Raw genomic sequence first — 23,338 nt, 5'->3', positions numbered from 1 at the left:
TCCCGTTGAGAGTCCCGGGTCTGAGGTCGAACCAACCCGACACCTTACGACCGATCCGGTCGCGTTCGGTGACGTCCGCGTTACCGACGCATTCCACAGCCATGACACGTGCCGACACACCACCGGGAATCCGGGTCGAGCCCACGGCCGGCGATGTGCGCCGACCCCGCGGGCCCGTGCATGGCGTGGCGAAGCCGTCGGCCACCCGCTTCGCCGCGGGACATGGACCCACGACAACGAACCCTGGAGTGGCGAACCGCCCGCCACCCAAGGAGGGTGACGGGCGGTTGTGAGAAGGATCCGGTCGTGCTCAGAGGAGGTCGTTCGCGCGCTTGGCGCGTCTGGCCGCCCAGGCCGACAGCCGTTCCCAGCGTCGGGCCGAGCTCAACCGGCGGACCAGGCGGGCGTGCTCCGCGGCCTGTTCCGCCTCACGCATTCGTTCTCTCGCGAGATTTTCGTAGATCAACATTGTCTTGCTCCCATTCGGGCGAACGTCGGTCATCAGGTCGGTCATCGGGTCGGTCACTGTCGAGTTCATGCGGCTGCCTCCTGGGCGCGGGCGGCACGCTCGGCCGCCTCACGAGCGACGTCCTCCTTGCGCGGACGGCCCCGAGGCCGCTTGCGGGCGATGACCGCGCCACGCTCGAAGATCTCGCCGCCCCACACACCCCAGGGCTCCTGCCGGGCCAGCGCGCCGGCGAGGCACTCGGTCCGGACCGGGCAGTCCAGGCAGAGCTCCTTCGCCCGCTCGAGATCGGCGGGAGTGTCGGCGAACCACAGGTCGGGGTTGCTGCCCGATCTGCAGGGGAGGTCCAGCCCCGCCGAGGGGGCGACGTCGAGCAGGTCGCTCACGCCGAGCCCACCAGGTCTGAGCAGGTCCGGAAGTGCCCCACTGGACAGTGGGACAGTCGCGGTAGACATGACTTGGAACTCCTGTTCTCGTTGCTACCTGTTTCGCGGTTTTCCGTTGGTGTACCTGAAAAAACACGAAGGCCGCGGATCCGATGTACGGGTCCGCGGCCTTCGTGAGCCTGGCGACTTGACGGGGCGTCAAGTTCTTCGCTCAGAAGTCGTAGCGGACATATCGCACGGGAGATCGGCAATTGCGGTCTGCGTTCGGACGATCAGCCTGACGGCGGCAGCGGCGCTGAACCGCTCACGCTTGGCGTGCTTCGGCCCGACAAACGTCGACGGCTTCGCCTGGTTGATCACCGACACAGCAGTGGCCCCGGACATGGGCATGGGGTAGCCAGCGGTGCGGCTGATCATGATTCCGTTCACCGGGCCACCTCCTTAGTCGTCCGAAGATCTCTCGGGCAGTTCTGCCCTGCACATGCAGGCTATTAGCCCGCAGCACACCCTTGCAACAGGTTTTTCGGGACTTCCTCGAGAACTGTTACGGGGTCACCCGCTGGTGCGTAGCAAGGAGAGCACCTCGGTGCCGAACTTGTCCAGTTTGCTCGCCCCGATACCGGCGATCGCGACCAGGCCCGCGGTGTCCAGCGGCCGCTGCTCGGCGATCGCCATCAGCGTCGCGTCGGTGAACACGACGTAGGCCGGCACCTTCAGCGCGCGGGCCCGCTTCGCCCGCCATTCCTTGAGCCTGGCCAGCAGTTCTTCGTCCAGATCGGCCGGGCAGCTCGCGCACCGGCCGAGCTTCACCGCCGCCGCGTCGAGCAGCGGTCCGCCACAGACCCGGCACCGCGGTGCGGCCGCCGAGCCGTCCCGCTGCTGCCGGGACCGCGCCGTCCGCGCGCTCGGGTGGTCCTCGGGAATCAGCCCATAGAGAAACCGGCTCCGCCGACGGTTCCGGCGCCCGCCGTCGGCCCGGGCGAGCGCCCAGGACAGCGACAGGTGCCTCCGCGCCCGGGTCACGCCGACGTACAGCAGCCGCCGCTCCTCCTCGACCGCCGCGTCGTTGCCGTCCGCATGCTGGATCGGCACTGTGCCCTCGACCAGCCCCACGAGGAACACCGCGTCCCACTCCAGGCCCTTGGCCGCGTGCAGCGACGCGAGCGTCACGCCCTCGACCGTCGGCGGGTGCTGAGCGCGGGCCCGCATGTCGAGCTCGGCGACGTACTGCGCGAGGTCGGCTCCCTCGACCGCGGCGGACAGCTCCTCCGCCAGCTCGACCAGCGCGAGCAGCGACGCCCACCGCTCGCGCGCCGCGCCGCCCGCCGGTGGGTCGGCGGTGAGGCCGAGCGGTTCGAGCAGCTCGCGCACGAGCTTGGGCAGCTCACCGGTCGGCCCGGCCGAGGCGGCCGTGCGCAGCGCGATCGTGGCCTGGCGCACCTCGGCCCGCGCGAAGAACCGCTCGCCGCCACGCAGCAGGTACGGGATGTCCAGCTCGGACAGCGCCTGCTCGTAGGTTTCCGACTGCGCGTTGACCCGGTACAGCACGGCGATCTCGCTGGCCGGCGTGCCCGCGTCGAGCAGCTCGCTGATCCGCCGTGCGACCGCGGCGGCCTCGGCAGGCTCGTCGTCGTACTCGGCGAACGTCGGCTGCGGCCCTGGCTCCCTCTGGCCGACCAGCGTCAGCCGCGACCCGGCCGGCCGGTCCCGCGCGGCACCGATCACCCGGTTGGCGAGCGACACGACCTCCGGTGTCGACCGGTAGTCCCGCTCCAGCCGCACGACCGTCGCGTTGGGGAACCGGCGGGTGAAGCCGAGCAACGGGCGCGGCGACGCACCCGCGAAGGAGTAGATCGTCTGGTTCGCGTCGCCGACCACGGTCAGGTCGTCCCGATCCCCCAGCCACGCGTCCAGCACGCGCTGCTGCAGCGGGGTGACGTCCTGGTACTCGTCGACGACGAAGCAGCGGTAGCGGTCGCGGAACTCCTCGGCGACCACGGCGTGCTCGTCCAGCGCGGCGGCCGTGTGCAGCAGCAGGTCGTCGAAGTCCAGCAGGTTGGCCTTGGTCTTGAACGACTCGTACCACCGGTACACGCTCGCCACGAGCTCGACCGGCGCCGGCGGCTGGCGCAGCGCCTTGCCTGCGGCCACGGCGTAGTCGTCCGGGGCGACCATCGACGCCTTGGCCCACTCGATCTCGGTGGCGAGGTCGCGGAGCACCTCCGACTCGGTGCCGGCGCCCGCCCGGTGCGCGGCCTGGCTGACCACGCGCAGCTTGCTGTCGAGCAGGTCCCACTGCGGGCCGCCGACCACTCGCGGCCAGAAGTAGCGGAGCTGGCGCAGCGCGGCGGCGTGGAAGGTGCGGGCCTGGGCACCGTGCACGCCGAGCCCGCGCAGCCGGGTGCGCAGCTGGCCCGCGGCCCGCGCCGTGAACGTCACGGCGAGCACCTGGCCCGCGGAGACGTGCCCGTTGTGGATGAGCTGCGCGATGCGATGCACGATCGTGCGGGTCTTGCCGGTGCCGGCGCCCGCGAGCACGCACACGGGCCCTCGCGGTGCCTGGACCGCGGCGAGCTGCTCGGGGTCGAGCTCGGCGAGAAGTCCGTTCTCCTGTGTCCCCGGTTCCACCCGCCACCCAGCCATGGGAGGCATCCTGACAGAAGCGACCGACGGCGTCGGCGCGGGACATGCCGGCGGCCTGAGTCAGGCGTCGGCGCGGCACCGTATCCTGGGGGTTATGGCTCAGAAGCGGGACAAGGCGGCGACCACCGAGGCGAAGAAGGCTCGGAAGGCGGCGTCCAAGGCCAAGCGGTCGCAGATCTTCCAGGCGTTCAACATGCAGCGCAAGGAGGACAAGGCGCTCCTACCGCTGATGCTGGGCGCGTTCGTGGTGGTCGCGGGCGTGTTGTTCGGCGTGGGCCTCATCGTCGGCATCGAGTGGTTCCTCCTGCCGGTGGGCATCGCCTTCGGTCTGCTCGCGGCGGTCATCCTGTTCGGCCGCCGGGTGCAGAAGAACGTCTACGGCAAGGCCGACGGCCAGCCGGGGGCGGCGGGCTGGGCGCTGGACAACATGCGTGGGCGCTGGCGCGTCACGTCCGCGGTCGCCGGCACCACCCAGGGCGACTTCGTGCACCGGGTCCTGGGCCGTCCCGGCGTCGTGCTGGTCGCCGAGGGTGCGCCGCACCGGGTGAAAACGCTGCTCGCGCAGGAGAAGAAGCGGATGGCGCGGGTCGTCGGCGACACCCCGATCTACGACTTCGTGGTGGGCAACGACGAGAACCAGGTGCCGCTGCGCAGGCTGCAGCAGCGCATCATGAAGCTGCCCAACAACCTGAAGCCGGCGCAGATCGACGCGCTGGAGAAGCGGATGTCCGCACTGGCCGCCCGCAGCGCCGGCACGCAGCTCCCGAAGGGCCCGATGCCGCAGGGCGCCAAGATGCGCAGCGTGCAGCGAGCCATGCGCCGCCGCTGACACCCGGCCGAACCGGATCGACCACTGCGCGCGGGTCTATCGGACGCGCAGAACGATGGTTCCGGCTGCCTTGTCGTGCAGCCCTCTGCCGTCGGCGTCCCAGATCGCGGCCGGGATGATGATCGCGGTGAGCACCGCCCGCGGGATGGCGCGAATCGGTCCGATCATCGCGGTGCCGTCGAGGCGCACCGCGCGGATGCCGAGCGCCGCCATGCCCGCGGTGAACCCGAACAGCGAGATCGCACCGACCGAGATCAGGAACCACACCGCGATCGCCCAGCGGTTGAAGTGGCCCATGACCTCCGGTGACTGGATGTCCATCCGCACGAAGAGGCTGGTGACCAACCCAGCGATCACGAAGTCGAGGAGCAGCGCCACCAGCCGCGCGCCGCGGGAGGCCACCGAGCCGGGGCCCTCCGGCGGCAGCCCCAACCGCTCACCGGGCCACGCCTGCGTCGCGTGCTCGTCGGGATCGTGCGCCGCGCTCGGCCCGGACAACCACGAACCGGTCCACCTACTCACGTCCACCAGAGTAGGACCACGTGCGCGCGGCGCTGCTCACTGGCATGCTCAAGGGCTCACACCGCGTCGTTAACACCGGCGAAACATGAGGGTGATGGCCGGGCAACACCGCCCTCATAACTTGGCCGCGAGCGTCTGAGCAAGAGGTAAGGAGCCAACCAGCGTGTTCAACACTTCCGACGAGGTCCTGAGTTTCATCTCCGACGAAGAGGTGAAGTTCATCGACGTCCGGTTCTGCGACCTGCCGGGCATCATGCAGCACTTCACGGTGCCGGTTCAGTCGTTCGACGAGGGCACGATCGACGAGGGTCTGGCGTTCGACGGCTCCTCCGTGCGCGGGTTCCAGCAGATCCACGAGTCGGACATGCTCCTGCTCCCCGACCTGGCCACCGCCCGGATCGACCCGTTCCGCGCCGACAAGACGCTCAACATCAACTTCTTCGTGCACGACCCGCTGACCCGCGAGGCGTACAGCCGCGACCCGCGCAACATCGCGCGCAAGGCCGAGGAATACCTGAACGAGTCGGGCATCGCCGACAGCGCGTACTTCGGTCCCGAGGCCGAGTTCTACATCTTCGACTCGGTGCGCTTCGACAGCGCGGAGAACGGGTCCTTCCACGAGATCGACTCCGTCGAGGGCTGGTGGAACACCGGCACCGACGAGGTCGGCGGCAACCGCGGCTACAAGACCAAGTACAAGAGCGGCTACTTCCCGGTGCCGCCGGTGGACCACTTCGCCGACCTGCGTGCCGCGATCTCGCTGAACCTGATCGACTCCGGCTTCACCGTGGAGCGCGCGCACCACGAGGTCGGCACCGCCGGCCAGGCCGAGATCAACTACAAGTTCAACACGCTGCTGCACGCCGCGGACGACCTGCAGCTGTTCAAGTACATCGTGAAGAACACCGCGTGGGCCGCCGGCAAGACCGCGACGTTCATGCCCAAGCCGCTCTTCGGTGACAACGGGTCGGGCATGCACTGCCACCAGTCGCTGTGGAAGCACGGCGAGCCGCTGTTCTACGACGAGTCCGGGTACGCCGGGCTGTCGGACTCCGCGCGGCACTACATCGGCGGGCTGCTGCACCACGCCCCGAGCCTGCTGGCGTTCACGAACCCGACGGTGAACTCCTACCACCGGCTCGTGCCGGGCTTCGAGGCGCCGGTGAACCTCGTGTACTCGCAGCGCAACCGGTCGGCGTGCGTGCGCATCCCGATCACGGGTGACAACGCGAAGGCCAAGCGCATCGAGTTCCGCTGCCCCGACTCGTCGGGCAACCCGTACCTGGCGTTCTCGGCGATGGTGATGGCCGGCATGGACGGCATCAAGAACAAGATCGAGCCGCCCACGCCGATCGACAAGGACCTCTACGAGCTGCCGCCCGACGAGGCCAAGGACGTGGCCACGGTGCCGGCGTCGCTGAACGCCGTGCTGGACAACCTCGAGGCCGACCACGAGTTCCTGCTCGAGGGTGGCGTGTTCACCCCCGACGTGATCGAGACGTGGATCGACTTCAAGCGCGAGAACGAGATCGACCCGCTGCGGCTGCGCCCGCACCCGTACGAGTTCGCCCTGTACTACGACGTGTGATCCTGAGAGTCTACTCAGCGGCATGACCAGCGGAAACGCTGGCCAGGCCGCTCTCCCAGGCCGTCCACAGGCCGTCCCAACATGAAGAGATGGGCCGCCAGCCGAGCGCTGGCGGCCCATCGCGCATCTTGCGCCGCACGAGTCCGAAACCTAACCCTCATCGCACTGAACAGCCGAAACGGGTCTACTTGCGCCCGCTCCCAACACGCTCACCGAGACTACGTTCAGTGACAGACGACCGTTACTGCCTCGACACTGCCTGCGCACAAGTAGGACAACTGCGTGAACTGGGCGTCGCCCCCTTGTTGCACTACTTGGGTCACGGTCACCAAGGCGATCGCACTCTCGCGTCGACCGACAGGGAGCAGCACCTGAGAAGTGCCCTTATCAGCATACCTTGACGGGTGAAGCCTTCCGCAGATACTCTGATGACAGAGTGAAGTGGCGATGGATCGGGGCTCGTCCCCTGACGCTGAGCCGCATCAAGAAAAGCGGCGCCCCGGGCAGCATGCTGAGCAGAGGCTGACACCGGGGCTTACGCCACCACTGTACATCATCCCGACCAGAAGCTGGGGGTCTTCATGGACGAGGAGTTCGAGGGCCTCCTGGCGGCGTTCTCGGCAGCGCGGATGGAGCCGTACCTCAAGCATTGCAATGGCGATGTCGCCAAAGCGTTCCGGCTGTACGCCTGGAATGTCGAGGTGTCGGCTGCGCTCAATGGTCCCCTGGGTTGCCTCGAAGTCGTGCTGCGAAATGCGTTGCACGAGCGGCTCGCCGCGATGGTAGGGCGATCCGACTGGTGGCTTGACCGCCGGGTCAATCTGCACGACGTCGCCAAGGGACTGCTCGCCGACGCTGCCACGAAGTTGGCGAAGCACGGCAAACCGGCCGTACCTGACGCGATGGTCGCCGAGCTGCACTTGGGGTTCTGGATCGCATTGCTCGGCAAGGGCAGTAACTACGAGACCACGCTTTGGCGTCCCGCGTTGCGGCACGCGTTCCCGAATTACTCGGGCGGACGTCGCGACCTGCATTGGCGGCTGGACACGATGAGGTTGCTGCGCAACCGGATATCGCACGCCGAGCCGATCCACCAGCGCCACATCAAGGCCGACCACGGGACGATCCTCGACTTGATCGGGTACATCTCGCCGCCGGCCGTGGAGTATGTACGGCGGCATGATCGGGTGGAACACGTGTTGCGCCGCCGCCGCGCCGTATGCGATGGCGATGCCGATCCAGAGTTCTGACTGGGTCGACGTTGGTAAGAGGTGACGACCATGACAGATCGAACCGTGGTGACGATGACGGACATAGCCGAGCTGGCACGGGTCCGTCGCCCGACCGTGAGCAACTGGCGCCGACGTCACGACAACTTCCCCAAACCGGCCAAGGACAACGGATCCGCACCGCTGTTCGACGCCGAGAAGATCGCCCGCTGGTTGGACAGCCGGCCTGTCGATGACGACCATACCTATGGCCAGGTGTTCCGGGACAGCCTGCGCGTGCGCGCCATGGTCCGGCTCAGCGGCGCGATCGGCGGTGACGACATCCTGCGACTCTCAGTCGCGCTGGTATCCCTTCGTGCACATGCAGGTACGCCGTTGCCATCCACTTCGGACACAATCGCTGCGCTCGCCGGGCGCGTCGAGCGGGACCATCCGGAACTGGCCGGAATGTTCATCCCGGACCTGACGAACACGCCCACATTCATCGACCAGCTCGCCGTGACAGTCGACGAGTTGACTCGCTCGGTGGGGCCGGCTGCGGCGATCGACGAGTTCATATCCGCGGCCGACCGGATGGACTCGGCCCTGCGGTCGACGATGACACCCACGCCCGTCGCCGACCTGATCGCCTATCTCGTCGGCGACGTAACCGGCCGTACTGTCTGCGATCCCGCAGCCGGAGTCGGCAGTCTGCTGTTGCGAGTGCTCGACGGCCACGCCGCCGGTCGGGTAACCGTGGCCGACTCGCATCCGACGTGGTGCCGCATCCTGCGCCACCGGCTGTCGGCACACGGCGTGCAGGCGGAGATCCGCTGGGGTGACAGCACAGCCGACTGGCCAGGTGGGCGGTCAGACGTGATTGTGCTTGACCCGCCGTACATATCCGGCGAGTTCACCGACCGGAAGGCGGCAGAGCGGGGTGCCGGCCCGCTGGACTGGGCGATGTTCTCGGCTCGGCACCTCGCCCCAGGCGGCCGCGCTTATGTTGTCGTGCCGACCTGGACATTGACCCGGGAGCCCGCTGCCCGCCAGCGGCTGCTCGACGCCAAGGTGCTGGCGTCAGTGATCCAATTGCCGCGCCGGGCGCATTCGTTCCTCACCGGCACCGAGTTGGCAGTGCTCGAACTCACCGCCCCTGGCGAAGCGAGCGATGATGTCGTGTTGTGCAACGCCGATCGTTTGGCTGGTGCCGACGAGGCGTGGCCTGCGACGGCTGCCAAGTTGGTTCGCGCACCTGCCCCAGACCGCGCAGAAGTATGCCGCAGAATGCCGCTCACCACGCAGGTCGGCACCTTGCTACCAGCGCATCGCCTGACAGAGGAACGGACGTCGGTTGATCACGTCGCAGAGGCGATCGGTGCCGTCCAGCTCGTCCGGGACTTGTTCCCTGACCAGGTGACGGCGCGATGGCCTGGCGTCGCCCAGGCTCGTGAGCAGGTGCGGCTAGTGCCACTTACCGCCATCGCGACGTTGCGCGGCGGTCACCGCATCTCGCGGGACGACATCACCGATGTCGATCTCGGCATCGGCGGCACAGCGGTGATCGGACCGGAAGAGCTACGTGGTGAGCGGGCCATGCGCACGCGGTGGATCGACAATCTCGCGCTAGCCAAGTACGAGTCGGCACAACCCACCGAACCAGGCGACGTAATCGCACTCGCCGAGGGAGGGCTGGCGGCCGCAGTGGATCAAATCGGAGGTCACCTCGTGTTGGCTCCCGCGCAGGTGGTACGCCTGAGACCGAAACACCCTGACCGTCCCGCGCCACCGATGCGGCCCACCCTGCTCGCCAAATTGCTGACCTCGCCGCGCAACGTCGGCAGGGAAAGCGGATCGCTGGTGCGTCGGGTTGACCTGCGAAGGCTGGAACTGCCGGTCCTCACCGAGGACGAAGTCGTCACCCTCGATGACTACTTTGCCGACCTGGAGCGACGCCGATCGGACCTGGCCGTCAAGATGAACGCACTGGCACGACTGGACGATGCGTTGTCGGCAGGTATCGCCGATGGTGTGCTGGCGGTCGCGGCGGTCCCGGACGTGCCACGCACGAGGGTCGATGAATTCGAGAACGAGCAGGATTGAGGAGCATTAGGTGGCGAAACGATCCGCCCCGACCACAACGGCGGACATGAAGGAAATCCTGTGGAAGGCCGCGGATAAACTGCGCGGCAGCATGGACGCCGCCAACTACAAGCATTTCGTGCTCGGCCTGGTCTTCCTGAAGTATGTCTCGGACTCGTTCGACGAGCGGCACGAGCAGATCACCGAGGAACTGGCCGCCGAGGGCACCACCGGCGAGCGGGCTACCCGGCTGATTGAGGACCGCGACGAGTATGTCGGTCATGGCGTGTTCTGGGTTCCGCAGGTAGCTCGCTGGGAAGCCGTCGCCGAAGGCGCGAAGGCCGTCTCAGGCGGCAAGTCCGTCGGCGAGCTGATCGACACCGCGATGAACGCGGTGGAGAAGGAGAACCCCGAACTGCGTGGCGTTCTGCCGAAGCTGTTCAACCGGAGCAACGTGGACCTGCGCCGGCTTGGTGAGCTGGTCGACCTGATCGGCCGGATCGGCTTCCACGGACAGCTCGACTTCAACGGCGGCACCAAGAAGGCTCGCGATGTGCTCGGCGAGGTGTACGAGTACTTCCTCGGCAAGTTCGCCCTCGCGGAGGGCAGGCGCGGTGGCGAATACTTCACCCCGCCGAGCGTGGTGAAGCTGCTCGTCGAGATGTTGGAACCGGCCAAGGGCGAGCGGGTGTACGACCCTTGTTGTGGTTCGGGCGGCATGTTCGTGCAGGCCGAACGGTTCGTGGAAAGTCATGGCGGGCGGACCATCGACATCGCGGTGTACGGCCAGGAGTTGAACGAGAACACCTGGCGGCTGGCCAAGATGAACCTGGCCATCCACGGCATCAGCGCCGACCTGAGCGATCGGTGGGGCGACACCTTCCATGACGATCGGCACCCAGACCTACGTGCTGATGTGGTGTTGGCCAATCCCCCGTTCAACATCTCCGACTGGGGTGGCGACCGGTTGGGCGGCGACCAGCGCTGGACCTACGGAGTGCCGCCGAAGGGAAACGCGAACTTCGCCTGGTTGCAGCACATGGCTTACAAACTGCGCCCCAGAGGACGGGCCGGGATCGTGCTGGCAAACGGCTCGATGTCGTCGAAGCAATCCAACGAGGGCGACATCCGACGGACAATGGTCGAACGCGACCTGGTGGCCTGCATGGTGGCGCTGCCGCCGCAGTTGTTCCGGTCGACCCAAATCCCCGCGTGCTTGTGGTTCCTGACCAGAGACAAGACCCCGCAAGGAGCCAAGCGGCTGGCCGACCGGCGCGGCGAGGTCCTGTTCATCGACGCGCGCGGGCTTGGCGAGCTGGTCAACCGGACCGAGCGCGAACTGTCGGCCGCCGACATCGAACAAGTGGCCAGCACTTACCACCGCTGGCGTGGCACCGATCGCAGTGCGGAGTACGCCGACGAACCGGGATTCTGCTACTCGGCTGGCCTCGACGAGATCAAGCAGAACGACTTCGTACTCATCCCCGGCCAATACGTCGGCAGCGTCGCTGCCGAGCAGGACGTTGAGCCGATCGCCGACAAGATCGCCCGGCTCACCGAGCAGCTTTACGCTCACTTCGCGGAGTCAGCTCGGCTGGAGCGGGAAGTCCGCACTCAGCTCGGGAGTCTCGATGCCTGAGTCGCTCTTTCATGTTTCGCCGCGTAACTGGGAAACTATGACTCTGATGGACATCTGCGTGCACGGTGGCGGGGATATACAAACTGGCCCATTCGGGAGTCAGCTTCACGCGGCAGACTACGTTCCCGATGGTGTTCCTAGCATTATGCCTCAAAATATTGGCGATAACCTAATCATCGAAGACAGCATAGCAAGAATCTCCGAAGAAGATGCTTCTAGATTGAGTAAATATCTCGTGCGGGTTGGCGATATCGTCTACTCTCGACGAGGTGATGTCGAGCGAAGGTCACTTGTTCGCGATCGAGAGTCGGGATGGCTTTGTGGCACCGGATGTCTTCGCATCCGACCTGGAGAGGGGGCCCACTCCCTGTTTCTATCATACTATCTTGGGCATCCTGCTGTTCGCGCTTGGATAGTGCGCCATGCAGTAGGCGCGACGATGCCGAACCTAAACACGAAGATTTTGGGCGCCGTTCCCGTGGTCCTGCCGTCGAAGGACGAGCAACGGTCGATCGCTGCAGTTCTTGGAGCACTGGATGACAAGATCGCGGTCAACGAGCAGATTGTCGACACGGCTCTCACCCTTGCCTGCCTTCGGTACGCTGTGTTCGTCGCTGATGAGGCACGAGTTGGCCAGCAACGCATTGGCGAGGTCGCTGATGTATTCGACGGACCACATGCGACTCCGAAGAAGACGGAGCATGGGCCATGGTTCCTGGGTATTGGCAGCCTGAGCCATGGGTTGCTTGACCTCGATAGTTCGGCCCACTTGTCTGATGAAGACTTCACACGCTGGACACGTCGTGTCACGCCGCGCGCTGGCGACGTTCTCTTTTCCTATGAAACCCGCCTCGGTGTCGCGTCGTTGATGCCACCCGACATGCGAGCGTGCCTTGGGAGACGGATGGCGCTTATGCGACCAATCGACGATCGCGTGGGTTCGGCGACGTTGCTACACGCGTATCTAGTGGACGAGTTCCAGGAGACCATCCGCAAGCGCACGATCCACGGTGCGACAGTCGACCGCATACCGCTGACGGATCTGCCGTCGTGGACCATCACGCTGCCGCTGCCGGAATACCGGCCGATCGTGGAGAGGGCACTCAGTGCGCTTCACCGCACAATCGAGACTCGACAGCAGGAGAATCGTGCGCTGGCCGAGTTGCGGGACACGTTGTTGCCGAAGTTGATCTCGGGAGAGTTGCGGATTCGGGATGCGGAGCGACATGTAGCTGACGTGATCTGAGGGGAGGGGCGGCGATGGCGGGTATGTCCGAGGCTGACTGGGAGGCGCACGCGCTGGACGAGTTGGCCGAGTGGTCGTGGCAACACCTGGACGGCCCCGCGGTGGCCCCGCGCACCGGGGAACGTCCGGGCTGGGACGAGCTGATCCTGACGAAGCGGTTGCGGGCCGCGCTGGGCGCGATCAACCCGGACCTCCCTCCATCGGCGCTGGATGCTGCGCTCGCCGAACTGCTCGACCGCCGCTCGCAGGATGCCCTGCACGAGAACCACCGGATGCATGGCCTGCTCACCCGTGGCGTCCGCGTCTCCTACACCGACGAGGGCGGCACCGAACGCCATCCCACGGTGTGGGCGGTCGACTTCAACGACCCCTACGCCAACGAGTTCCTGGCCGTCAACCAGGTCCGACTCGCTGATCGCAAGCACACCCGCCGGTTCGACATCGTCTGTTACGTCAACGGGCTGCCCTTGGCCGTGTTCGAGCTGAAAAGGGCGGACACCGAAGACAACAGCGAGACCGCCTACCGCCAACTGCAAACATACCGCCGCGAGTTCGGAGTCATCGGGTTCGCCGTGCCGATCGTCGCAGTCGTTTCCGACGGCGTCACCGCACGCGCTGGCACGCCGTTCAGTCCGTGGGAGCACATGGCGCCGTGGAACGTCGACGAGCAGGGCAAGCGAGTGGACGTTCGTGCCGGCAACGCGCTTGAGGTCCTGATCACCGGGATGTTCGCGCCGGAACGCTTTCTCGACCTGATCGCCGACTTCGTGTCGTTCTCCGCGGACAACGGCGGTGCGGTGGACACCGTGCGGCTGGCCAAGGCGCACCAGTTCCACGCGGTCAATCAGGCGGTCGCAGCGACCGTGCAGGCCGTTGCGACCGACGGCCGGGCCGGTGTCGTCTGGCACACCCAGGGCTCGGGCAAGAGCAAGGAGATGGAGTTCTACACCGCGAAGGTGGCCAGGCATCCCGCGCTCGCCAACCCCACGGTGCTGATGCTCACCGACCGGATCGACCTGGACAGCCAGCTGTACGAGACATTCTCGGCAAGCACCCTTCTGCCGGAGCGGCCGAAGCAGGCGCTCACCCGTGCCGAGCTGCGTACCGAACTCGACCGGCCGAGCGGCGGCATCATCTTCTCCACACTACAGAAGTTCAGCCTCACCAAAGTGGAGAAGGAAGCCGGCCGTAGGCATCCGGTGCTTTCACCACGCCGCAACCTGATCGTGGTGGTGGACGAAGCGCACCGCAGTCACTACGACTTCATCGACGGCCTGGCGCGCGCCCTACACGACGCCCTGCCGCACGCGAGTTTCATCGCGTTCACCGGCACTCCGATCAGCCGAGCCGAGGCAAATACCGAAGCCGTGTTCGGTGACTACATCGACATCTACGATCTGACCCGCGCGGTGGACGACGGTGCGACGGTGCCTGTCTTCTACGAGAACCGGCACATTCCGGTGCACCTGCCAGAAGGCGTCAAAGTCGCCGATCTCGACGAGCGAGTAGAGGACCTGACCGCCGACCTGGACTCCGACGAGGCCCGCGAGATCGCCAGGGGAACCAAGATCTACGAGGACGTGGTCGGCGCCCCGGAACGGCTGCGGCAACTGGCCGAGGACAGCGTGGAGCACTGGGAGGCCCGCCGGGAGCAGCTGCACAAGCTGACCGGAGTGCCGGGCAAAGGGATGATCGTCGGCTACACCCGGCGAATCTGCGCGTTGCTCTACGACGAGATCATCAAGCTCCGACCGGAGTGGGCATCGGCCGACGACGGCAAGGGGATCATCAAAGTCGCCTACACGGGCACGCCTGGCGAGAAGCCGCCGGTTGGCACGCACGTCCGAACTCCGGCCAAACTCAAGGCGATCAAGAAACGGGTCACCGACCCGGACAACGACCTTGAACTGGTGATCGTCCAGTCGTTGTGGCTGACCGGATTCGATGCCCCGCCGCTGCACACGCTCTATCTGGACAAGCCGATGCGCGGCGCATCGCTGATGCAGGCGCTGGCCAGGGTGAACCGCCGGTTCGGCGAGAAGCCATCCGGTCTGGTGGTGGACTACCTCGGTATCGCGGAGGACCTGACCCGCGCGCTGGCCGAGTACACGGTGGCCGACCGCAACCGCAAGCCGATCGGCCGGGATACGAACGAAATCCTGGATCTTGTGCGCGAACTACACAGCGTGTTGGTCGCACAATTGGCCGACATTGAATGGCGCACGGCGCCGGATTCCGGACGACCCAAGGCTTTCCACGATGCGGCCGTGGACGTGGCGAACTACCTCAAGCGGCCCGAACCCGATCGTCTGGAAAACCAGCCGACCGCCCAGCAACGGTTCACCAAGGCCGCACACGACCTGCTGCGCGCGTTCGCGTTGCGCCCCAAAGCAAGCGAACTAGCGGGCCTCGTCGACGATATAGCGTTCTTCGAGACGGTTCGGGTTTACCTCGCCAAGTGGGATGCCGAGGAGCGCGCCGAGCGGGGCATCTCCGGCCGGGCCGAGGTCGAGTTCCTGGTCCGCCAACTCACCGCCGGGGCCGTCGCGGTGGACGATGTGGTGGACATCTACGCCGCCGCCGGGCTAGAGAAGCCGGACCTCTCCCACCTCGACGAGGCGTTCGTGGCTCGGCTTCGCGAGAGTAGGCGCCCGGAGTTGGCGTTGGAGGCGCTACGCCGCGCGATCGAGCGGGAGATCCGTGCGGTGCACCCACACAACCTGATACGGCAACGCACGTTCTCTGGCAAGTTGCTGGAGACCATGCGTCGTTACACCAATGGCGCACTGGCCTCGGCCGAGATCATCGCGGCGCTTGTGGATCTAGCCAAGGAGGTGTCCGCGGACCGGGGCCGGGCCAAGGATCTCGGTCTCACCGAGGATGAGTTGGCGTTCTACGACGCGGTCGCGAACAACGAGTCCGCCGTGCGGGTGATGACCACCGGCGCTCTTGCCGAGATCGCACGGGATCTGGTCACAGCGGTCCGGGTGGACAGGGCGGTGGACTGGTCTGTGCGTGAGCAGGTACAGGCCCGGTTACGTAGCAAGATCAAGCGGTTGTTGGCTCGGCATGGATACCCCCCGGATGCAGAGGCACGCGCCGTGGAGCTGGTGCTGCGGCAAGCCGAAACCTTCGCCGAAGATGACGCCGCCTGACCAGCAACGCCCGAACCGGGTCACACTGCGTCACAACCGCCGTTTCGGATTGCGGACGACCCAGGCCGTCTACAGGCCGTCATACGTCGAAGAATGACCACCGACTACGACTGACAACAACCACAAACCACCGGGTCAACGGCGGTACGCGTGGTAAAGATGCAGGTCAGCAACGGGCGTGAGCAGTTCTACGACGTGTGATCAAACCTGTGTGATCAAACCTGGGTGATCCACCCTGGGCACGGCCCGGCGGTCGCGGAGAAGTCCCACCCGCCGGGCCGTTTTCTATTGCCCGGCGCGAAGACCGTCGAACAGGAGCGCGAGGCTTTTCTTGCGCAGGGCCGGGTCGGGGGTGTGTTCGGCGGCCAGACAGGCGCCGGCCAACAGGACCATGATCTCCGGCAGGGCGACATCCTCCCGGAGCGCACCGGCCGTCTGGGCGGCTTCGAGCAGGGCGCCGATCATCCGGCGGATCTCCTCGCCCACGGCGGGGGCCGTCGCCTTCACGTCCAGGCTCAGGACCGCCATCGTGTCGGCGAAGGCCTTCTTCGCGGCCGCCTCCTCCACGAGCCGGGTGAAGAACGCCTCGAACGCGACGCGCGGGTCGTCCGAGCCGGCCGGGGCCTCGGCGACCAGGCGGGTCAGGCGGCGGACCACTATCGCCTCGTAGAGGGCCTCCTTCGTCGGGAAGTGGCGGAACACCGTGCCGATGCCGACGCCCGCCCTGCGGGCCACCTCCTCCGTCGACGCCGAGGCGCCCTGCTCGCCGAACACCGACTCGGCCGCCTCCAGCACGCGTTCGCGGTTGCGGCGGGCGTCCGCACGCAGCCCGCGAGGCGCGGTCACGAGCGGGCGCCGTTGACAAGCGGAGTAGCCAGTCCGTATCGTCGAATTAGCGGAGTCACGACTCCGATTCTAGGGTATAGCTACGTCAGGGAGGCACCATGTCCGACACGCCACGCGAGGTGGCCGCGCGCCTGCTCCAGGGCATCACCGACGGCCGCTGGTCCGAGCTGCCCGACCTCTACGCCGACGACACCGTGGTCGAGCAGCCGTTCAGCCCACCGAGACCCGCCGTCATCCGCGGGAAGGAGGAGATCGCGAAGCATTTCGCCGGCAGCCTCACCCAGCAGATCCGGCTCAGGGCGCACAACGTGGTGACGCACGAGACCACCGACCCCGAGGTGGTCGTGGTCGAGTACGACTACGAAGTGTCCGCGGCCGGCCGCACGAGCACCGTGCACAACATCCAGGTGATCCGGGTCCGCGACGGCCACATCGTCGCCTCGCGCGACTATCACGACCACCAGGCGATGCTCGAAGCGCTCAGCTAGTCGGACGCGGACAGCACCGCCGGGTCGAACCCGCCGCTCTCGAGCATCGCCCGCGGGTCGACGAACAGCTTGCGTGCCTCGATGTCCATCACACCCACGATGCAGTAGACCTCGGCGGCGACCGTGCCGTCCGCCTTGGTGATCATCGAGTTGATGTTGAACGTCTTGCCGGTGCCGAACTTGACCTCGCAGGACACGTCGATCTCCTCGTTCGCGCGTAACTCGCGACGGAAGTTCGCGGTGGTGCTGAGCAGCACGGGCGCCGCCCGCCGGTCCATCAGCCCGTCCCAGTCGCAGCCGGCCGCGCGGAACCCGTTCATCCGCGCGACCTCGGCGTACTGGTGGTACACCGCGTGGTTGACGTGCCCGAGGGCGTCCAGCTCGTAGCTGCGCACCACGATGGGGATGCGAAAAGTCACGAACCAACTGTAAAAGCAGGGTCCGACAAAAAGCCCGCGATGAGACCCAAGGCTCAGTCCTCGTAGAACAACCGCTCCACGACACCGCGGGCCCGGCGCAGCGTCCGCCGGTAGGAGTCGAGGAACTCGCCGGGCTCGGCGTCGGGGCGCAGCACGGCTGCCACCGCCGCCAGGTCCCGGCCCGACGACGGCAGCTGGTCGGTGATCTTCCCGCGGACGACCGTGATCGCGTTGCGCACCCGGGTGGCCAAGAGCCACGCCTCGCGCAACGCGGTCGCGTCGATCTCGTCCACCAGGCCCGCCTCCACCGCCGCACCCAGACCGTCCACCGTGGAGGTGGTGCGCAGCGACGGCACGCCGTGGGCGTGGCGCAGCTGCAACAGCTGCAGCGTCCACTCGACGTCGGCCAGGCCGCCGCGGCCGAGCTTGGCGTGCGTCGCGGGGTCGGCGCCCCGCGGCAGCCGCTCGGTGTCGACCCGCGCCTTGATCCGCCGGATCTCCCGGACGCGCTCGGCGTCGAGCCCACCCTGCGGATAGCGCAGCGGGTCGATCATCTCGATGAACCGGGCCCCGAGGTCCTCGTCGCCCGCGATGGGCCGGGCGCGCAGCAGCGCCTGCGCCTCCCACACCTGCGACCACTGGTCGTAGTACGCGCGGTAGGACTCGAGCGTGCGCACGATCGGCCCCTGCCGCCCCTCCGGCCGCAGGTCGACGTCCACCTGCAGCGGCGGGTCCTGGCTCGGCGCGCCGAGGAGCTTGCGCACGGTCTGCGCGACCCGGGAGGCGTACTTCACCGCGTCCGAGTCGGACACGCCCTCGGCGGGCTCGCACACGAACAGCACGTCCGCGTCGGAGCCGTAGCCGAGCTCCGCACCGCCGAGTCGGCCCATACCGATCACCGCGATCGTCGCCCGATGACCTCCGGCCGACACCGCCTCGGCCCGGTCGACCGCGGCGAGCGTGGCCTGCAGCACCGCGGACCAGACGCTGGACAGCGCATGGCACACGGTCAGCACGTCCATGAAGCCCAGCAGGTCCGCCGAGGCCACCCGTAGCAGCTCGTGTCGACGGCCCGACCGGGCCGCGGCCACCGCATTGCCCAGGTAGCCCTGCCGGTTCACCGCCTGGCGAAGCGACGTGGCGACCTCGGCGGTGTCCCGGCCGGCGAGCTGCTCGGGGTCGCCCAGCAGCCGCAGCACCTCGGGCGCGCGGACGATCAGGTCGGGCACCAGCTTCGACGTGCCGAGCAGCGTCGCGAGCCGCTCGACCACGGCCGCCTCGTCCCGCAGCACCCGCAGGTACCAGTCGGTGGCGGCCAGCGCCTCGGACACCCGCCGGTACGCGAGCAGGCCGCCGTCCGGGTCGGGCGTCTCGGCGAGCATCTCCAGCAGCGCCGGCAGCAGCGCGCGCTGGATCGCCGCGCGCCGCGACACCCCGGCGGTCAGGGACTCGATGTGGCGCAGAGCGCCGTCCGGGGCCGCGTAGCCGAGCGCGGCCAGTCGCGCCTCGGCCGACTGGGGGGACAGCCGCAGCGCCTCGCCCGGCACGCGGGCGACGGCCTCGAGCAGCGGGCGGTAGAACAGCTTCTCGTGCAGCCGGCGGACCAGGCGCAGATGCCGATGGAACTCGCTCTGCAGTACGTCGCCCTCGGACTTGCCGCGGTCCGGCTTGATGCCCGCCGCGCGAGCGAGCCGGCGCAGCTCGTCGGTGTCGCCCGCGTCGGGGAACGTGTGGGTACGGCGCAGCTTCTGCAGCTGCAGCCGGTGCTCGAGCATCCGCAGGAACCGGTAGGACTCGCCCAGCTCGGCCGCGTCGGCGCGGCCCACATACCCGCCATCACCCAACGCCGCCAGGCTGTCCACGGTGGAGCGCCTGCGGAGCGACTCGTCGTTGCGGCCGTGCACGAGCTGCAGCAGCTGAACGGCGAACTCGACGTCCCGCAACCCGCCGCGGCCGAGCTTGAGCTCGCGGTCGATCAGCTCGGCCGGCACGTGGTCCTCGACCCGCCTGCGCATCGAGCGGACGTCGTCGACGAAGTTGTCCCGGTCCGCCGCCGACCACACCAGCGGCTGCACGACGTCGAGGTAGTCCTCACCCAGCGCCGCGTCGCCGGCGATCGGCCGCGCCTTGAGCAGCGCCTGGAACTCCCAGGTGCGGGCCCAGCGCTGGTAGTAGGCGGCGTGCCCGTCGAGCGTGCGCACGAGCGGGCCGGCCTTGCCCTCCGGCCGCAGCGCCGCGTCGACCTCGAAGCACGCCTGCCCGGCGACCCGCAGCATCGTACTGGCCATCCGGGTGGCGGTGTCGACGTCACCGTCCCCGATGAACAGCACGTCGACGTCGCTGACGTAGTTCAGCTCGTGGCCGCCGCACTTGCCCATGGCGATCACCGCGAGCCGGCAGTTGTCCCGTGCCTCGCCGACATCGGCGGCGGCGACCGCGAGCGCGGCCCGGATGGCGGCTTCGGCGAGCGCGGTCAGCCGGTGGGTGGTCTGCGCGTAGCTCGACACCGGCAGGTCGCGCTCGACGACGTGGCCGAGGTCGTCCGCGGCGATCTCCAGCAGGAGCCCGCGGTAAGCGGCCCGTAGAGCGCGGGTCGCCTCGGGCTTGGCGAGCCCGGCGACCGGGTGCGGCCCGGACCGGGCGGCCCCCGCACGCTCGGCTCCGACGGCGCCGAGCAGCACGTCGGCGTAGTCGGCGACCGAGTGCTGCCGGTCGGTGAGCAGCCTGCGCCACTCCCCCTGTCGCGGGATCACGAAGTCGGCGAGCGCGGTCGAGCCGCCGAACACGGCGAGCAGCCGGCCACGCAACCCGCGGTCGGTGGCGATGGCGCGGTCGACGGCGGGCCAGCCGTCGACGTCGGCGGTGCGAATCCGGTCGACGGCGAACAACGCCAGGTCGGGGTCGGCCGTACGGGACAGCGCGATCATGCTGGCCTCGCGGTCCGGGGCCGGTCCGCCCTCGCCCCACCAGCCGGCCGCGCGCAGGTGCTCGGCGGCGCGGTCGTCGGTGAGCCCGTATCGCGCGGTCGAGGGTGCCGAACGAACGCGGTCGGCCATCACTGGTGTCCCCCGCCGGGAGTCTGTTGCGTGCGTCGGCGAGTCCAGGTTTCTGCTGGCAAGGCGCCGGTTCGTCCTCGTACCGGTGCTGTTACTTGTCGGGCTCGGTGGCGTAGCGCCAGTTTGGGCGGACCGGCAACGCCGCCAGCAGGAAGCTGGGCCGGCGAATCGAGTGACGAACTTCCGGCGGGGGACACTAGTGGCCGAGTAGCGGTAGCTGGGTGCGCGCCGAATCGGCCGGGGCCAGGTCACCCGCGGCGAGGCGGACGAACTGGGTGGCGACCGGGCGCCAGGTCTCGGCGAGGTCGGCATGCAGCTCGTCGAGCCGCTCGGCCGTGAGGTCGCCGGGGCGGGCGAACTCGGCCTCGCGCGGGAAGTCGCGGGCCCAGAGCCGCACGATGTCGGTAGTGGTCTCGATGTGGAACTGCAGGCCGTAGCCGCACCGACCGACCCGAAAGGCCTGGTTCGGGTAGCGGGTGGCGGACGCGAGCAGCGCGCTGTTGGGTGGCAGCCGGTCGACGACGTCGGAGTGGAAGTGCAGCACGTCGGGCACCAGCGGCAGGTCGGCGAACAGCGGGTCTGTCCACGCGATGTCGCGCTTGGCGACGAGCTGCGGGCCGACCTCGGGCCCTTCCTCCCCCACGGTGACGCTGCCGCCCGCGGCGACCGCGAGCAGCTGCGCACCGAGGCAGACCGCGAGCGTCGGCAGCTGCTTGCTGACCGCGTTGGACAGGAGCCGGCGGATGTCGGCGAGCCACGGGTGGTCGAGGTCGTCGAGCGCGCCCATCGCGCCGCCGAGAACGACGAGCCCGGCGTAGCCGTGCAGGTCGGCGGGCAGCGGGTCGGCCGGCGGAGCGAGGATGTGCAGCTCCGCGCCGGCGCCGGTCAGCCAGTCGCCGAGGGGACCCACCGGGTCCTGGGGGTCGGGCTGGATGACGAGCAGACGGGTCACGGTTTAAGGGTAGCCAGGCTGTTTCGGCGCTCGTCAGGGTGCGGGCGTGAACTCGATCTCGCAGATGTCGAACACCGGGCGGTAGCCGACCTTCTGGTAGATCGAGTTCGACGTCGGGTTGGCGAGGTCGGTGAACAGCAGCACGTGCTCGGCGCCCGCGTCGCGGGCCCACGCCGAGGCCGCGGCGGTGACCGCCGAGCCGTAGCCGTGGCCGCGGAGCTCGGGCGGGGTGTAGACGGGGCCGACGCGGGACATGCCGTCGATCGGCGCGCCGACGTTGGCCCAGGACATGACGCGGCCGCCGGTCTCCCACAGGGCAAGCCCGTCACCGCGCTCGATCGCGGTCAGGAGGAGCTCCTCGGTACGCTCGGCCTGCCGGTCGTGCCCCAGGGCCTCGGCCTGGAAGGCGCGCCGCCACTGGGCGAGCAGCGGGACGTCGGCCTTGGTGGCCCGCCGGGACCGGCCCGGCACGGTCGGCGGGAGCAGCTCGCCGAGCCGGTAGAGCCGGCCGGCCATCGCCTCGTGCAGGCAGGCGCCGGTGCGCGCGGCCCAGGCGGTGGCGAACGCCTCGGCCAGCTCGCGCGGGCCGTTGACGCCCGGCAGCTCCGGGTCGACCTCGGCCAGCACCGCGGCGACGGGAGCGGCCGCGTCCGCCGGGAGCCCGCTGATGATGAGCGGCCACGGCGGCGTGCGGAAGGCGATGCCGTGGAGCACGCCGTCGCGGTGGGCGGTGAGCATGACCGGCGAGATGAGCGGGTCGTCGAGGAAACGGGCCATCACGGTGATCGCGAGGGTGTGCCGCACGGGGTCGACCGAGTACCAGCTGCCGACCGCGGTCCGGAACTCGCGCGGGTCATCATGTGCCTGCACGTCCATGCCACAGGCTCGCCCGCGCCGGCCCGTGCCGTCCAGTGATTTAGCCGAGAATCTCGACGCGGTAGGACTCGAGCCAGTCCACGAGCGAGTCCGGGTGGCCGAACGCGACGAGGTGGCCGCCGGGGATCTCGTCCGGGGTGATGCCGAGCCGCTCCTTGGTCAGGCGGCGGGCGAAGTCGAGCGGGAAGAGCCGGTCGCCGCGGGCGATGAGCACGCGGGTGGGCACGCCGGGCCACTGCTCGAGCGGCCACGGCTGGGCGAAGATGTTCTCCGACTGGCCGGGCACCCCGTGATCGAGCACCGCGGCGACGACCTCATCGGGCACGTCGTGCAGGAACGTGGTCACCACGTCGAACGCGCCGTCGGGGTCCCGGCCCTCCCGCTCGTCGAGCTCGCGCTGAGCCTGGGGCTGGCCGGTGTTGCCCCACCAGTCGCCGGGTGTCTCGCCGGGCGCCGGGATCATCGGCGCGACCAGGATGAGCAGCTCGACGGGGACTCGCTGGCAGACGATCGGCGCGGTGAAGGCCCCCATGGACTGCCCGACGACGACCAGGTCCGACCGGTGCCCGATCGCACTGACCACGGCATCCGCGTAGTCGGCGAAGCCGGCGTCGCCGTCCCCGATCGGCAGGTCGGGTGCGACGACCTCGTGCCCACGGTCCTGGAGCAACGGCACCACACGGTGCCAGTAGAACGCGTCGGAGGCGCCATGGATCAGTACGTAGGTGGCCATGGCCAACCCTCCCGCACAAACCCGGAAAAGCCAACGAGCCCCGCGAAAATCGCGGGGCTCGTTGGAATGATTGCTCGGCGGTGTCCTACTCTCCCACACCCTGTCGAGTGCAGTACCATCGGCGCTGGTGGGCTTAGCTTCCGGGTTCGGAATGGGACCGGGCGTTTCCCCACCGCTATAACCGCCGAAACTCTATGAAACTGT

The 23,338-nt window shown here is 68.2% G+C and carries 19 protein-coding genes and 1 rRNA gene; 8 read left to right on the top strand and 12 right to left on the bottom strand.

Features of this window, described 5'->3' with window-relative positions:
• Positions 1 to 310: 310 nt before the first annotated feature.
• The 4 genes from GEV28_RS15415 to GEV28_RS15400 form a co-directional block, all read right to left on the bottom strand.
• Positions 311 to 526, bottom strand: a complete 216-nt coding sequence (locus GEV28_RS15415) for a hypothetical protein (protein ID WP_291412754.1) — start codon at positions 524 to 526, stop codon at positions 311 to 313.
• 8 nt (positions 527 to 534) lie between these two features.
• Positions 535 to 921, bottom strand: coding sequence for a WhiB family transcriptional regulator (locus GEV28_RS15410; RefSeq protein ID WP_291412753.1), 387 nt, complete (start codon positions 919 to 921; stop codon positions 535 to 537).
• Between the two features lie 129 nt (positions 922 to 1,050).
• Entirely contained in the window at positions 1,051 to 1,281 is a 231-nt protein-coding gene (locus GEV28_RS15405) for a hypothetical protein (protein ID WP_291412752.1), read from the bottom strand.
• Between the two features lie 123 nt (positions 1,282 to 1,404).
• Positions 1,405 to 3,495: an ATP-dependent DNA helicase UvrD2 gene (locus GEV28_RS15400; RefSeq protein ID WP_291412751.1), complete on the bottom strand. Its 2,091-nt coding sequence runs from the start codon at positions 3,493 to 3,495 to the stop codon at positions 1,405 to 1,407.
• A 94-nt stretch (positions 3,496 to 3,589) separates the two neighbouring features.
• Here GEV28_RS15400 and GEV28_RS15395 point away from each other — a divergent pair, with 94 nt between their 5' ends.
• Complete coding sequence (locus GEV28_RS15395) at positions 3,590 to 4,324, top strand: DUF4191 domain-containing protein (protein ID WP_291412750.1); 735 nt, start codon at positions 3,590 to 3,592, stop codon at positions 4,322 to 4,324.
• A gap of 36 nt (positions 4,325 to 4,360) precedes the next feature.
• Here GEV28_RS15395 and GEV28_RS15390 read toward each other — a convergent pair whose 3' ends face one another.
• Positions 4,361 to 4,846: an RDD family protein gene (locus GEV28_RS15390; protein WP_291412749.1), complete on the bottom strand. Its 486-nt coding sequence runs from the start codon at positions 4,844 to 4,846 to the stop codon at positions 4,361 to 4,363.
• Between the two features lie 163 nt (positions 4,847 to 5,009).
• Between GEV28_RS15390 and glnA the strand changes: the two genes are divergently transcribed.
• From glnA to GEV28_RS15360, 6 genes are all read left to right on the top strand, one after another.
• Positions 5,010 to 6,434 carry a type I glutamate--ammonia ligase gene (glnA, locus tag GEV28_RS15385; RefSeq protein ID WP_291412748.1) on the top strand — a complete coding sequence of 475 codons (1,425 nt, stop codon included), beginning with the start codon at positions 5,010 to 5,012 and terminating at the stop codon, positions 6,432 to 6,434.
• 581 nt (positions 6,435 to 7,015) lie between these two features.
• A complete protein-coding gene (locus GEV28_RS15380) occupies positions 7,016 to 7,684 on the top strand; it encodes a hypothetical protein (protein WP_291412747.1) in 669 nt (222 codons plus the stop codon).
• A gap of 30 nt (positions 7,685 to 7,714) precedes the next feature.
• The gene (locus GEV28_RS15375) at positions 7,715 to 9,745 is read left to right on the top strand and encodes an N-6 DNA methylase (protein WP_291412746.1); all 2,031 of its coding nucleotides are present in this window, start codon (positions 7,715 to 7,717) and stop codon (positions 9,743 to 9,745) included.
• 10 nt (positions 9,746 to 9,755) lie between these two features.
• Complete coding sequence (locus GEV28_RS15370; protein ID WP_291412745.1) at positions 9,756 to 11,363, top strand: class I SAM-dependent DNA methyltransferase; 1,608 nt, start codon at positions 9,756 to 9,758, stop codon at positions 11,361 to 11,363.
• Positions 11,356 to 12,609 carry a restriction endonuclease subunit S gene (locus GEV28_RS15365; RefSeq protein WP_291412744.1) on the top strand — a complete coding sequence of 418 codons (1,254 nt, stop codon included), beginning with the start codon at positions 11,356 to 11,358 and terminating at the stop codon, positions 12,607 to 12,609. Before GEV28_RS15370 ends, GEV28_RS15365 begins: the two co-directional genes overlap by 8 nt.
• 14 nt (positions 12,610 to 12,623) lie before the next feature.
• Positions 12,624 to 15,764 carry a type I restriction endonuclease subunit R gene (locus tag GEV28_RS15360; protein ID WP_291412743.1) on the top strand — a complete coding sequence of 1,047 codons (3,141 nt, stop codon included), beginning with the start codon at positions 12,624 to 12,626 and terminating at the stop codon, positions 15,762 to 15,764.
• Positions 15,765 to 16,049: 285 nt separating this feature from the next.
• Here GEV28_RS15360 and GEV28_RS15355 read toward each other — a convergent pair whose 3' ends face one another.
• On the bottom strand, positions 16,050 to 16,610 hold the full coding sequence (locus tag GEV28_RS15355) for a TetR/AcrR family transcriptional regulator (protein ID WP_291412742.1): 561 nt from the start codon (positions 16,608 to 16,610) through the stop codon (positions 16,050 to 16,052).
• A gap of 98 nt (positions 16,611 to 16,708) precedes the next feature.
• On the opposite strand from GEV28_RS15355, the gene GEV28_RS15350 reads away from it, so the two are divergent.
• Entirely contained in the window at positions 16,709 to 17,098 is a 390-nt protein-coding gene (locus tag GEV28_RS15350) for a nuclear transport factor 2 family protein (RefSeq protein WP_291412741.1), read from the top strand.
• Here the strand turns inward: GEV28_RS15350 and GEV28_RS15345 are convergent.
• From GEV28_RS15345 to rrf, 6 genes are all read right to left on the bottom strand, one after another.
• A complete protein-coding gene (locus GEV28_RS15345) occupies positions 17,095 to 17,517 on the bottom strand; it encodes a thioesterase family protein (protein WP_291412740.1) in 423 nt (140 codons plus the stop codon). The two genes, GEV28_RS15350 and GEV28_RS15345, sit on opposite strands and share 4 nt — an antisense overlap.
• A gap of 53 nt (positions 17,518 to 17,570) precedes the next feature.
• Positions 17,571 to 20,573, bottom strand: a complete 3,003-nt coding sequence (locus tag GEV28_RS15340; RefSeq protein WP_291412739.1) for a bifunctional [glutamine synthetase] adenylyltransferase/[glutamine synthetase]-adenylyl-L-tyrosine phosphorylase — start codon at positions 20,571 to 20,573, stop codon at positions 17,571 to 17,573.
• A 196-nt stretch (positions 20,574 to 20,769) separates the two neighbouring features.
• Positions 20,770 to 21,525, bottom strand: a complete 756-nt coding sequence (locus tag GEV28_RS15335; RefSeq protein ID WP_291412738.1) for a type 1 glutamine amidotransferase — start codon at positions 21,523 to 21,525, stop codon at positions 20,770 to 20,772.
• A 33-nt stretch (positions 21,526 to 21,558) separates the two neighbouring features.
• On the bottom strand, positions 21,559 to 22,401 hold the full coding sequence (locus GEV28_RS15330; protein ID WP_291412737.1) for a GNAT family N-acetyltransferase: 843 nt from the start codon (positions 22,399 to 22,401) through the stop codon (positions 21,559 to 21,561).
• A 40-nt stretch (positions 22,402 to 22,441) separates the two neighbouring features.
• Positions 22,442 to 23,134 (bottom strand): alpha/beta hydrolase, encoded by a 693-nt coding sequence (locus GEV28_RS15325; protein ID WP_291412736.1) that lies wholly within the window; start codon positions 23,132 to 23,134, stop codon positions 22,442 to 22,444.
• A gap of 72 nt (positions 23,135 to 23,206) precedes the next feature.
• Positions 23,207 to 23,323: ribosomal RNA gene (gene rrf, locus GEV28_RS15320) — 5S ribosomal RNA — on the bottom strand.
• Positions 23,324 to 23,338: the final 15 nt, after the last annotated feature.

The sequence above is a fragment of the Actinophytocola sp. genome, assembly GCF_009379765.1.
Taxonomy (GTDB): Bacteria; Actinomycetota; Actinomycetes; order Mycobacteriales; family Pseudonocardiaceae; genus Actinophytocola.
This window is presented reverse-complemented; position numbering and strand designations above follow the sequence as displayed.

Coding starts and splice junctions, on each gene's coding strand:
- GEV28_RS15410 (WP_291412753.1), bottom strand. CDS start 921: ATGTCTACCGCGACTGTCCCACTGTCCAGTGGGGCACTTCCGGACCTG.
- GEV28_RS15400 (WP_291412751.1), bottom strand. CDS start 3,495: ATGGCTGGGTGGCGGGTGGAACCGGGGACACAGGAGAACGGACTTCTC.
- GEV28_RS15395 (WP_291412750.1), top strand. CDS start 3,590: ATGGCTCAGAAGCGGGACAAGGCGGCGACCACCGAGGCGAAGAAGGCT.
- GEV28_RS15380 (WP_291412747.1), top strand. CDS start 7,016: ATGGACGAGGAGTTCGAGGGCCTCCTGGCGGCGTTCTCGGCAGCGCGG.
- GEV28_RS15375 (WP_291412746.1), top strand. CDS start 7,715: ATGACAGATCGAACCGTGGTGACGATGACGGACATAGCCGAGCTGGCA.
- GEV28_RS15365 (WP_291412744.1), top strand. CDS start 11,356: ATGCCTGAGTCGCTCTTTCATGTTTCGCCGCGTAACTGGGAAACTATG.
- GEV28_RS15360 (WP_291412743.1), top strand. CDS start 12,624: ATGGCGGGTATGTCCGAGGCTGACTGGGAGGCGCACGCGCTGGACGAG.
- GEV28_RS15350 (WP_291412741.1), top strand. CDS start 16,709: ATGTCCGACACGCCACGCGAGGTGGCCGCGCGCCTGCTCCAGGGCATC.
- GEV28_RS15340 (WP_291412739.1), bottom strand. CDS start 20,573: ATGGCCGACCGCGTTCGTTCGGCACCCTCGACCGCGCGATACGGGCTC.
- GEV28_RS15330 (WP_291412737.1), bottom strand. CDS start 22,401: ATGGACGTGCAGGCACATGATGACCCGCGCGAGTTCCGGACCGCGGTC.
- GEV28_RS15325 (WP_291412736.1), bottom strand. CDS start 23,134: ATGGCCACCTACGTACTGATCCATGGCGCCTCCGACGCGTTCTACTGG.